The following is an 11389-nucleotide window of genomic DNA, read 5'->3' on the forward strand; positions in this document are numbered from 1 at the left end:
AGCATCTAAAAGTGACAACCAAAAGAAAAGATGTTAAAATTAAACCACTTACTAAAAGTAAGTGGTTGGTGATACTATTTTGTCGCTATATAATGCTAAGAATGGAGAAGATAACATGCATTACTTATTTGAAAAAGGTTCTGAACATGGGGAAAAATTTTTACTGCTTCATGGTACGGGTGGTGATGAAACCTCATTACTGGAAATTGCAGGATATTTAGATGACTCAGCCACAGTACTTTCTTTTCGAGGAACGATTCAAGAATCTGGCATGAATCGTTTTTTTAAACGTAATGGACTCAATCAATTTGACATAGATAGCTTAGAAGAAGAAAGTGACCGACTGGTAAAAGAAATTATTTCCGTTAGTGAAGCAAAAGAAATTCCAATAGAAGATTGGATCGTTGTTGGCTATTCAAATGGGGCTAATATAGCTGCACATATTATGTTAGAGCGTAAGATCGGTATAGATAAAGCTATTTTGTTTCATCCAATGTCTTTAGGTGTAGATACGCAAGACTTTAACCTAGCTGACAAGAAAATCTGGTTATCTATTGGCGAGAATGATCCTATCATTTCTAAAGACGCTTCAAATCAGCTCGTCCAACAACTAAAAAGACGTTTAGCAAATGTTACAATAACAACAACAAATGCTGGGCACCAAGTAACCATGGAAGAGCTCAATCAGGCAAAAAAATGGCTGAATCAACTGTAATGTAGTCTGGTATATTTTGAAAGCGAATTGTTTGTAGCAAGTTTAAATTGATGCTATGCTAATTATGTATTACAAATTAATTAGGAGGGATTTTCACATGGCAGATCTAAATGGACGTTTAAACGATGCAAAAGACAAAGTTGAAGGTACAGCTAAAGAGATTCAAGGAAAAGTAACAGATGATAAAGGAAAAGAACTTGAAGGCAAAGCGCAATCAGCTTTTGGCGATGTAAAAGACAAAGCACGCGATGCCGGTGATGATATCAAAGAAGGCGCTGAAAAATTAGGTGAGAAGATCAAAGAAGGTTTTGAAGATATCAAAGAAAAATTCCATAAACATGATGATAAGTAATAAGAACTAACGAATAGAAAAAATAATTGATTTAATGACACAAGAACAAGAAGAGATTCTATTGAATTTCCTCTTGTTCTTTTTTGTAGTATAAATGGTCAGAAAATGATAGATATGATAAAGTTAAATAAGAAAAATATGTTGGAAAGTTGGGGTGTTTGTAATCATTGAGTGGTTGTTATCTTTAGACGCTTGGCAACAAGCATTAGTTGGGACAGGATTCACTTATTTTATGACGGCATTAGGCGCAGGATTAGTTTTTTTCTTCAAGGAAATTAAGAAGGATATTCTGAATATGATGCTTGGGTTTGCTTCTGGAGTGATGATTGCGGCTAGTTTTTGGTCTCTGTTAGACCCTGCAATTAAACAAGCAGAAGAAAATGGAAGCATTGCTTGGTTAGTGGTTAGTTTTGGTTTTGGACTTGGCGGATTATTTCTTTATATTGCGGATAAAACATTACCTCATATGCATTTTGGACCAAATCATGAAAAAGAAGGACTACCTAGTCATTTGAAACGGACGATTTTATTGGTTTTTTCAATTACGTTACATAATATTCCAGAAGGGTTGGCAGTTGGTGTGGCGTTTGGTGCGGCAAATTCAGCTGATGATCCCCAAAAAGCAGTACTAGCAGCAATATCTGTCGCTTTAGGAATTGGGATTCAAAACTTTCCAGAAGGTGCAGCAGTTTCTATTCCATTAAGGCAGGAAAATTTAAGCCGGAAAAAAGCTTTTTTATATGGTCAAGCATCGGGGATAGTAGAGCCGATAGCTGGGATTATCGGGGCAATTTTAGTGACTAAAGTTACGTTGTTGTTGCCTTATGCTTTAGCATTTGCAGCAGGAGCGATGATTTATGTGGTTGTAGAAGAATTGATTCCTGAAGCGCAGCAGACAGTTACAAGCAAACGTCATTTTGCAGTGTTTGGTGTGATGTTAGGATTTATTATTATGATGATTTTAGACGTTGCTTTAGGATAAGTTTATCTATAAAACATACTTAAAAAAAACTAGAAGTGGGGGAGCAGCGTATTTTTTGTGAGCAAACGCTTCTCCCTCATCTCTAGTTTTTGACGTTCATATCTTTACAGAATTACATATTCATCCAAGTAGGTTCTAAAGAATTTCCATCAGGATCTTGCACTTCAAGGCCAAACATTTGATCTTCTGGCATTCCCATATCCACTTGATAAAAGTCGCCGCCATTTGCTTTAGCTGTTTCAGCAAATTTTCTCACAGCATCAGCACTTTCCATACTAAATGAAACTAAAACACTACTTGTAGCTTTAGTGTCTGCAATTTTTTTATCTTTGATAAATTTGCTGTAAAACTCATGATTCAACAACATAATCCAAAAATGATCATCCCAAACCATAGAACTAGCTTCTTCTGTAGAGAACTCTTGATTTTTTTTAAAACCTAATTTTTCATAAAACTCAGTAGATCGTTTTACATCAGTGACTGGAAAATTTACAAAAACCATTGTTGCCATAAGAATCCAACCTTCTTTCTTTTATGTTGTGTACTACGAGTAAGCATCTCATACGCCTAATTTTTTGTCAAAAATATAAGGCGCAATTGGGTGAAAAAATTGACTGCTTCAATAAAAGTTACTTATAATGTAATCACACTGACAACGATCAGTGAAGTGAAGCAAGGAGGAAGCACAATCAATAATAAAACGATGATAACCAGCGCAGCGGCAATTTTACTGCTGATTTTCGATATTAGTTTTGGCGTGATAGGGTGGGTGAACAAAAATAATGAGCTTACTCAAAACAAGGAATCTCAAAAGGTGAATATATCCAATACAGATAGAGTAAAAGAACGTCAAGAGAAAGAAAAGGATCAGGACTTTTCGTTGAATAATCAAGAAAAGAAAATTCATGAGTTAATTTCGTCAATGACCTTGGAAGAAAAAGTTGGACAGCTATTTCTAGGAAGAGTGCCAATCGAATCGCAACAAGACAAGATTCGACAGTATTATTTGGGTGGTTATCTTTTGTTTGGACGAGATATGGAATCTGAGACACCAGCTACTTTAAAGAAAAAAATTGCTTCTTATCAAGAAGTAAGCAGCATTCCATTGTTTATAGCCTCAGATGAAGAAGGTGGAACTGTTTCACGTTTAAGCAGTGGAAACAATTTGGTACCGGAACAATTTAAGTCTCCAATGGAAATATATCAAGAAGCAGGATTGGCAGGCATTCGTTCTGATAGTCAAAAAAAATCAAAAGTATTACGTTCTTACGGCATTCAGGTTGGTTTATTTCCTGTAGCTGATGTTGCGATTGATCCAGAAGCGTTTATTTATGATCGAACACTTGGTTTAGATGCTGAAAAGACAAGCGAGTATGTTAAAACAAGTGTAGAAGAGTTAAGAAAACAACGGATTGCTTCAACATTGAAGCATTTTCCAGGTTATGGTGACAATCGAGATTCTCATGTAGAAATCGTATATGACACGAGGAGCTTAGAGACATTGCAGCAAATTGATTTTTTGCCGTTTAAGGCAGGGATTGCGGCAGGTGCAGATAGCATTATGGTTTCCCACAATATTGTAACAAGTATCGATTCTACGGTTCCAGCATCGATTTCACAACCTGTTCATGATGTATTGAGAAATGAATTAGGGTTTAAAGGTGTAATTATGACTGATGATATGGATATGGCTGGGTTAGCTGACTTCATTTCCCAAGAAGAGGCGGGATTGGAAGCTTTAAAAGCTGGAAATGATTTGATTTTATCTTCTTCATTTGAAGAGCAGATTCCATATGTTATCCAAGGCATTGAGCAAGGAGCCTACTCAGAAGAAAACTTGAACCAGTCAGTTTATCGCGTCTTAAAAATGAAAAGTGATTTAGGATTATTAAAGTAACGGGAGTACTAAAAAGAGTGCGTGACAAAACTAAAAATCAGTTTTGTTTCACACTCTAATTCCTAATAAACGGTGGACAAAAGTCAGGTTCTTCGGCAATTTCGCAAAAATCGAGCAATACAAGAAGCATATTGTTCGATTTTTACTCCAATTGCTCGAACCTAATCGACTTTTAGCTCAACCTCTTTTTATATCTAGAGAATTAAATTAATTTAGGGTTCATCTTTTGATAATTAGCTAATTTATAATCTAAATTCTTTTCATACTCTTGGTTGAAGAAACTCAAGTATAAACAATCAAAGATATACATCAATGACATTCTTGTAGAGAATGATGACAGTTTATTATAATGATTTTCCAAAGAAGAAAAAAGAAAAACACCGTCAAACGTTTCATCAAGCAAAGGACTATTTTTTGAGGTAATTAATAGCACTTTACTTTTATTTTCCTTTAAAATAGTGAGAATCCTCTTTACACTAGAACTGCGGCCTCCGTAAGAGACAACAATGGCTAAGTGATTGGGGGTGCTATTTGCGGCAGATAAATTTTGCATATAGTCATCGATAGGCACATTGATTTGCTTACCGATTTCTTGCATTTGAAATTGAAAATTTTGAGCAAAATAGATATTTGCTGAAGTTGCGTAGATATCGATAAATTGTGCGTTCTTAAGTAATTCAGCATTAGAAGCCATTGTATCAAATCGATTTGTATCAAGAGTGGCTTGGATTGTTTGGTCATACACTGTTTTTAGTTTTTTCGTCATTGCATAATGAGTATCTTCTGCTGAAATTGGATAGTCAATATCAATGATTGGTTCAGCGGTATGCTCATTTAAGTGGTTGACAAGCGCTAATTTAAGATCATTCAACCCGTCAAAATTTAATTTATTAATTAAACGATAAATGGTTGAAATGGATACATACGAATGTTCAGCCAATTCTTTTGGAGAAAAATGGATTACCTTTTCAGGGAAATCAAGAATATAAGTAACAAGCGCTTTTTCACTTGTAGTAAGCGTATCTAAGTTTTTTAATTTGAGTAGTAGATTCATTTAGAAAACACCGTCCAGTCATTTCATATAACTGAATTATAACTGATTATTGCTTTCTCGTGTGGGAAATTTACCAACAGAATAGTCAAATTATTATAGTAACTCAGCTAAAGCCTTAGCAATTCCGTCATCATTGTTAGAAGAAGTCGTTCTATCTGCAATGCTTTTAAGTTCATCTACAGCATTTCCCATGGCAATTCCCATTCCTGCATATGTGATTAAGGACAAATCATTATGTCCGTCACCAAAAGAAACGATATGTTCTTTGTGAATGCCTAATGGTTTTAAGGTTTGTTCTAAAGCGTTAGCTTTATCAATTCCTTGATCTGTAAATTCAAAATACATAGGTGCAGAAAACATGCCGCTGACAGTTTCTTTAAAAGGAGCAAGGAGTTTTTCCCAGTGACTTTGTAAATACTCAGGTTGTGCGGCAACTAAAATTTTATGCAATGGAACGTTCACAAAAGAAGCTAAATCTGCTTTCTCACATAAATGGAAATTCCCACCGCGCGCTTCATATTCAATAATATTGAAAGGTTCATCTGAAATATTTAAATCCAGCATTCCTTCAAAGACATTATTAACATACATATACTCATCTATAGCGACCATTGGAATCACATCGAATTGTTTGAGATGCGCTAAAATTTTCTTGCTATTTTCAACGGAAAGTGGTTGACTGAATAGTTCCTTTTTTGTACAAACATCAAGAACATGCGCGCCGTTATAAGAAACGATTAATCCGTTATGTTGATTCATCTTCAATTCTTCTGCATAGTGGACTATTCCCGAAGTTGGTCTGCCAGATGCTAAAATAACTTTTATCCCACTTTCCTGTGCATTGATTAAGGCTTCTTTGGTTTTAGCTGTCAGTTGTTTTTCATCATTTAAAAGTGTCCCATCAATATCTAAAACAATTGCTTTTATATCCATTTTCTTTCCTCCATGTTCTTATTTTTAAATGGTTAGTTCTAATCGATTACCTTCTGGATCCGCAATAACCGATTCATAATAACCATCACCTGTTGTGCGAATCGGGCTGAGCAATTCGTAACCTTCTAAAATCAAGATATTCGTAAGATGATCAACCGACTGCTTGCTTCCTAAAGAAATAGCTAAATGAGCAAATCCAAGAACTTCCTTACCCTTTCCTTGCGATAAGACATCAGGTCGTTGCATGATTTCAAGTCTGGCACCATCAGTAAAAGTCAAAAAATATGAGTGAAAACCTGTCTTTTGATTATGATAAAGCTCAGAAGGTGTTGCGTTAAAATATGTTTCATAAAACGTACGCATTTTTTCTAAATCCTGAACCCATAAGCCGATATGTTCAATTTTCATGATTCTCTCTCCTTTGTTATATATCCTAGTGAATTTTTTTTGATAGAATAAGAAAGTAATTACAGTATAAATCAAAAAAGCTTTTGAATGAGAAGAAAGGCTGATTTTGACAGAATCTTATCAAAAATAAGTTTGGGACCACAAGTGAAATGAAAATATCTTTTCAAAAACGAGGCCTCTTGACAATGAGTAAATCCTCGTGATATAGTGAATGCAATAAAAATCGAAGTGAGGGATCCGTGCATTGAAAAATTAAGTCAATTTGTTGAAGCTGCATTCAGACTGTACCTTGAAAAATCATCGAGGGAGCAGTGTGCAGATTTTCAGGATTGGCTATATTTTTTCAATGAACGGGTCTTTTTGTGTACTCGTAAATGAATGCCAGTTCTGAAAAGAACTGAAGGAATCCTTCCTTCTGCTTTTTTAACGAGGTGAGACGATGTCTAAAATAGAAATCAAACAGTTATCATTTGGATATGATACACAAGGAACACTATTATTTGATCAAGCAAACTTAAACATTGATAGTCAATGGAAATTGGGCTTGATTGGAAGAAACGGTCGTGGGAAAACAACGCTTTTAAACATATTACAAAATCAATTTCCTTATAGCGGACAGATTCTACATCAGTTAGAGTTTCTTTATTTTCCACAACTGATCAAAGATAAAAAACAACTAACCTACTATGTGTTACAAGAGATCAGTGAGTTTGAACAATGGGAAATTGAACGAGAACTGAACCTGATGCATGTTGATCCAGCTATTTTATGGCGAGAGTTTGAGACTCTCTCAGGTGGCGAGCAAACCAAAGTATTACTAGCATTGCTATTTATCAATGACCACTATTTTCCATTAATTGATGAGCCAACAAATCATTTAGACATTCTTGGACGTAAGCAAGTAGCAGAATATTTAAAAAAGAAACGTCACGGATTTATAGTCGTTAGTCACGATCGCTTGTTTGTGGATGAAGTTGTAGACCATGTGTTGTCAATCGAAAAAAGCCAACTGGAACTGTACCAAGGAAATTTTACTGTGTATGAGGAACAAAAAAAGCTACGTGACGAATTTGAATTGATGCAAAATGAAAAACTAAAAAAAGAAGTGACCCGATTAAAGAAAACAGCGGCCGAAAAAGCCGAATGGTCACGTTCAAAAGAGCAAGATAAGTACGGCAAAGCATCTGAAAAGGGCAGTGGTGCAATTTACGATACCGGGTTTATTGGTGCAAGAGCCGCTCGCACAATGAAACGCTCCAAAACGATCGTTCGCCGAATGGATGCACAATTAAAAGAAAAAGAAGTGTTGTTAAAGGATATCGAATATATAGATCCTTTGACCATGAATTATCAACAAGGCTACCATAAACGCTTATTAACACTTGAAAAGTTAGTATTAGGTTATCAAAATCATGATCTATTTAAACCGATTTCCTTTGAATTAATTCAAGGCGAACGAATTGCTTTAATCGGTGCAAATGGATCAGGCAAATCATCTATTATTCGCTACTTACTTGGCTTGTTTGATGGTGAAACAAAAGGAAATATGATGCGTGTTGATACGCTAAAAATAAGTTATGTCCGACAAAATTATGAAGAGAATCACGGTACATTATTGGCATTTTCAAAAGAACATGGTTTGGATCATCAAGTATTTCTCAATAATTTACACAAACTAGGGATGGAAAGAGACGTCTTTCACAATCGAATTGAGCAAATGAGCATGGGGCAAAGAAAAAAAGTTGAACTCGCTAAATCCTTAGCACAACCTGCAGAATTATATATATGGGATGAACCATTGAATTATTTAGATGTCTTTAATCAAGAACAATTAGAAAAAGTAATCCAATCTGTAAAACCAACGATGTTGCTTGTCGAACACGATCAAGCATTTTTAGAAAAAGTAGCAACAAAAATTATTTCTTTAAAAAAGAACGACAATCAGGGAAACTAATACACTCTTATTTTCAAACCGAAATCGTTTTAGCGAAAACTCGTTCCTTTATATTTAGTGGCTGAGTTAATTCTTACATTGTTATTCTTACTTATTTTTGTCATAATAATCATAGGAGTTAAAGTGAAAAAATAGAAAGTAGGTTGGGTTATGAATTGTTGGGAAATATTGTCGTTAGAACCGACATCAAATAAAGAAAAAATAAAAGAAGCATATGAGCTAAAACGAGCGAATGTAAATGAAGAGAGTGACCCCGTAGCTGCTCATAACCTAAAAGAAGCATTTGAGTCTGCTATTTTTTTATCAGGAGCAATTATTGATAGTAGTCGACCGACACCGCCGTCAAGTCTGTCATCCATAAAAAAAGCTGACGAAACGAAAGAGCGTTCATCTCAACATGAATCGGTACTTAAAAGCGAGCAAATTGAAGCAGAGATAAGGGAAACAAATGATGAAGAACTTAAGATAGAATCAATAGAACATTCACTAAAAAATGAGGAAGCGTTGCAAGAAAATCAGCCATTACAAATTCAAAAGTCTGATTATGTTAACGTATTTAAAAAAGAATTAACGAGCTTATTTGAAAGCATGACTTTTTTTGCAAATGTAGATCAATGGGCTGCCTTGTTTTTAACTAAGTCCGATTGGTCAAAAGAAGAGTATTCTGAAATTTCAGAAGTAATGCAACAGTTTTTAAAGTTGAATTATCGTGTGCTCTCAAAAACGGTCATTGATTATTTAGGAACACTATTTGAGTTTGATACATTCGTCAAGCATACCGAAACTGGAGAGTCTTTTTCTTACACATGGCTAACAATCAAACAAGTGCCGCTTTTTTCGTTTGATATTTATCAAAATATTTCAAAAGAAAACCGATTGAACTATTTTATGAATCGTTATGAACTTTTTCAGCTTTTCAAAAATGGTCTTCCAGATCAGTCACTTTGGGAAGAGCGACTCCATTCCTGTCGATCGCTAACAGACAAAGACATAGAAGTAATAAATCTTCAAATTGCATATCAATTGATGAGTGATTTTAGAGTAGAAAACGAGCAAACTATAAACGGCTTTAAACATTTATGTGATGAGGCAAAAGCAATAGAAAACAATGAAACCACAGATTTCTTTATTGCATACTATGAATGGCTCAAAAATGAAGGTTCTGCAAATGCCGTTTTGATTTATGATAAAAGTAATGCGGCAATTCCTAAGACAGCTATTGATTTATTGATGGGAAATGTATACTTTCACTTGCGTCGTCACTCTCGTGTGAAAGAATGTTGGACAGTTTTAGCCCAAAAAAATCCTTCTCTGTTTCATCGAGATGAATTGGCTATGTTGCGTTCAGCTAGGGATACAACAGTTACTGAAAAAAAGAAAAAAGGGGTAGGGCATTACCTCTGGCTTGGCTTTTTACTCCTTCTTTTCATTCTTAAAGTAGGCAGAGCGTGCTCAGATCATAGAGAGGAGTCTTATTATGATTTTACAACAGAGAGTGAATCTATTTCTAGCGAAGAACAAGGAGCAGTAGGTGATTCTTATACAGAGGATCTAACCGAATTAAAAGAGAGTGAAAATAGGTACGATCAATTCATTTATTACTTTTACATTGATCGCAAAGATGAGGATCGAGAAAAATTTATAGAAGAAAACTTAGTTGGTCATGCTAAAGAAATGGCTAAAACAGTCAATATTTCTGAATTACCGGAGATACTAATTGATTCTAGATATGATTTTTATGCATCACCTGACAACGTTGCGGAGTATGGACCTGTAACAGCACTAACGCTCGTAGAGGAGGATAATCCTTTTGTTATTCTTCAAGAAGATGACGAGGAAAAGATTTCTCGTATTTTTGGTGAAGGATGGGAAGAATTGTCCCAAGAGAAATTTGAGGCTTTGTGGAAAGACATTCAAGTTCGTCCGATGATGTCACAAAAATTCTTTGTTGTCTATTATTTATTGTCTGATGATCGTGAAGAAAATTTAAAAGACAACCCCGAATACGTCACTGAAAATGTTAAAAAAATGCTAGAAAAGAATCGTTTACTACCAAAAGCAGAAGAATTCCAAGCGGGTACCTGGCAGATTAGTCAAGATGCTGAGGATAAACTTTATACAATCATCAACGATGACAGTGACGAGCATCGCTTGATTCTTTCTTACGATGAATATGGTCGTTTAGAGCATATTTACGGAGAAAAATGGGAAAAATTAGACGCAAACAAACAAAAAATCATTTATGAAAAAGCGGAAGAAAAAATTGGTGTTTATTAGTTGGTCATACTAAGGAGGTTCTATAAGATGAACGTATTAGTGACAGGTTTTGATCCATTTGACGGAGCAACGGTCAATCCAGCATATGAAGCGGTAAAAAGGTTACCTGATGAAATAGCAGGAGCCAAAGTAATTAAGTTAGAAGTGCCAACTGTTTTTAAAGAGAGCAGTAGCAGGCTGAAAGCTGCACTTAAATTGCATAAGCCAGATATCGTCATTTGTGTAGGACAAGCTGGTGGTCGCAGTGCTATTTCACTCGAACAAGTAGCGATTAATTTAGCTGAAGCTAGAATTCCAGATAATCAAGGGAATCAACCAAGTGGAGAAAGACTTGAAGAAGATGGAGATACAGCTTACTTTACAACATTGCCAATCAAAGCGATGATGAAAAATGTTCAAGATCATGGATTGCCCGCAACCATTTCATATACAGCAGGAACATTTGTATGCAATGAGATTATGTACCGTTTACTTTATATGATTGATAAAGAGGATTTAAACATCAAAGGAGGATTCATTCACGTTCCTTTTGAACCAAGTCAAGTAATTGAGCGTCCAACAATATCATCAATGCCTATTCTCACAATTGCTAACTCATTGCTCTATGCGATAGAAGCTGCTGTGACAACAGAAATAGACAGTAAAATAAATACAGGTACCACTCATTAGAAACGGAATATACGAAACAGAACGAGTTGAACGAAATAGTTCTATTTTAATCGTTCTGTTTTTTTAAATACTTTAATCAAAGTTTTTTATTGATAATGATTCTCATTGTCAATTGGTTGTGATATACTTACCAAATAAGGAAAGGAGC

The 11389-nt window shown here is 35.1% G+C and carries 11 protein-coding genes; 7 read left to right on the plus strand and 4 right to left on the minus strand.

Features of this window, described 5'->3' with window-relative positions:
• Positions 1-115: 115 nt before the first annotated feature.
• The 3 genes from A5880_RS14505 to A5880_RS14515 all read left to right on the plus strand — a co-directional run bounded on the left by A5880_RS14505 (position 116) and on the right by A5880_RS14515 (position 2049).
• Positions 116-715 carry an alpha/beta hydrolase gene (locus A5880_RS14505; RefSeq protein ID WP_086329755.1) on the plus strand — a complete coding sequence of 200 codons (600 nt, stop codon included), beginning with the start codon at positions 116-118 and terminating at the stop codon, positions 713-715.
• Between the two features lie 97 nt (positions 716-812).
• Positions 813-1067: a YtxH domain-containing protein gene (locus A5880_RS14510; RefSeq protein ID WP_086329756.1), complete on the plus strand. Its 255-nt coding sequence runs from the start codon at positions 813-815 to the stop codon at positions 1065-1067.
• A 163-nt stretch (positions 1068-1230) separates the two neighbouring features.
• Entirely contained in the window at positions 1231-2049 is an 819-nt protein-coding gene (locus A5880_RS14515; RefSeq protein ID WP_086330312.1) for a ZIP family metal transporter, read from the plus strand.
• A 112-nt stretch (positions 2050-2161) separates the two neighbouring features.
• Here the strand turns inward: A5880_RS14515 and A5880_RS14520 are convergent, their stop codons facing one another.
• Positions 2162-2560, minus strand: coding sequence for a VOC family protein (locus A5880_RS14520; protein WP_086329758.1), 399 nt, complete (start codon positions 2558-2560; stop codon positions 2162-2164).
• A 192-nt stretch (positions 2561-2752) separates the two neighbouring features.
• Here A5880_RS14520 and A5880_RS14525 point away from each other — a divergent pair, with 192 nt between their 5' ends.
• Positions 2753-3946: a glycoside hydrolase family 3 protein gene (locus tag A5880_RS14525; protein ID WP_086330313.1), complete on the plus strand. Its 1194-nt coding sequence runs from the start codon at positions 2753-2755 to the stop codon at positions 3944-3946.
• A gap of 202 nt (positions 3947-4148) precedes the next feature.
• On the opposite strand, the gene A5880_RS14530 is transcribed toward A5880_RS14525, so the two are convergent.
• From A5880_RS14530 to A5880_RS14540, 3 genes are all read right to left on the minus strand, one after another.
• Positions 4149-5000 (minus strand): MurR/RpiR family transcriptional regulator, encoded by an 852-nt coding sequence (locus tag A5880_RS14530; RefSeq protein WP_086329759.1) that lies wholly within the window; start codon positions 4998-5000, stop codon positions 4149-4151.
• A 93-nt stretch (positions 5001-5093) separates the two neighbouring features.
• Entirely contained in the window at positions 5094-5933 is an 840-nt protein-coding gene (locus A5880_RS14535) for a Cof-type HAD-IIB family hydrolase (RefSeq protein ID WP_086329761.1), read from the minus strand.
• 24 nt (positions 5934-5957) lie between these two features.
• Positions 5958-6341 (minus strand): VOC family protein, encoded by a 384-nt coding sequence (locus A5880_RS14540; RefSeq protein ID WP_086329762.1) that lies wholly within the window; start codon positions 6339-6341, stop codon positions 5958-5960.
• A 439-nt stretch (positions 6342-6780) separates the two neighbouring features.
• On the opposite strand from A5880_RS14540, the gene A5880_RS14545 reads away from it, so the two are divergent.
• From A5880_RS14545 to pcp, 3 genes are all read left to right on the plus strand, one after another.
• On the plus strand, positions 6781-8295 hold the full coding sequence (locus tag A5880_RS14545; RefSeq protein ID WP_086329763.1) for an Lsa family ABC-F type ribosomal protection protein: 1515 nt from the start codon (positions 6781-6783) through the stop codon (positions 8293-8295).
• 150 nt (positions 8296-8445) lie between these two features.
• Positions 8446-10572, plus strand: coding sequence for a hypothetical protein (locus A5880_RS14550; protein ID WP_086329765.1), 2127 nt, complete (start codon positions 8446-8448; stop codon positions 10570-10572).
• Between the two features lie 27 nt (positions 10573-10599).
• Positions 10600-11241: a pyroglutamyl-peptidase I gene (gene pcp / locus A5880_RS14555; RefSeq protein ID WP_086329766.1), complete on the plus strand. Its 642-nt coding sequence runs from the start codon at positions 10600-10602 to the stop codon at positions 11239-11241.
• Positions 11242-11389 lie beyond the last annotated feature (148 nt).

The organism is Enterococcus sp. 4G2_DIV0659 (assembly GCF_002140715.2).
GTDB classification, from domain to species: Bacteria; Bacillota; Bacilli; order Lactobacillales; family Enterococcaceae; genus Enterococcus_L; species Enterococcus_L mansonii.

Coding starts and splice junctions, on each gene's coding strand:
- A5880_RS14505 (WP_086329755.1), top strand. CDS start 116: ATGCATTACTTATTTGAAAAAGGTTCTGAACATGGGGAAAAATTTTTA.
- A5880_RS14510 (WP_086329756.1), top strand. CDS start 813: ATGGCAGATCTAAATGGACGTTTAAACGATGCAAAAGACAAAGTTGAA.
- A5880_RS14520 (WP_086329758.1), bottom strand. CDS start 2,560: ATGGCAACAATGGTTTTTGTAAATTTTCCAGTCACTGATGTAAAACGA.
- A5880_RS14525 (WP_086330313.1), top strand. CDS start 2,753: ATGATAACCAGCGCAGCGGCAATTTTACTGCTGATTTTCGATATTAGT.
- A5880_RS14530 (WP_086329759.1), bottom strand. CDS start 5,000: ATGAATCTACTACTCAAATTAAAAAACTTAGATACGCTTACTACAAGT.
- A5880_RS14535 (WP_086329761.1), bottom strand. CDS start 5,933: ATGGATATAAAAGCAATTGTTTTAGATATTGATGGGACACTTTTAAAT.
- A5880_RS14540 (WP_086329762.1), bottom strand. CDS start 6,341: ATGAAAATTGAACATATCGGCTTATGGGTTCAGGATTTAGAAAAAATG.
- A5880_RS14545 (WP_086329763.1), top strand. CDS start 6,781: ATGTCTAAAATAGAAATCAAACAGTTATCATTTGGATATGATACACAA.
- A5880_RS14550 (WP_086329765.1), top strand. CDS start 8,446: ATGAATTGTTGGGAAATATTGTCGTTAGAACCGACATCAAATAAAGAA.
- pcp (WP_086329766.1), top strand. CDS start 10,600: ATGAACGTATTAGTGACAGGTTTTGATCCATTTGACGGAGCAACGGTC.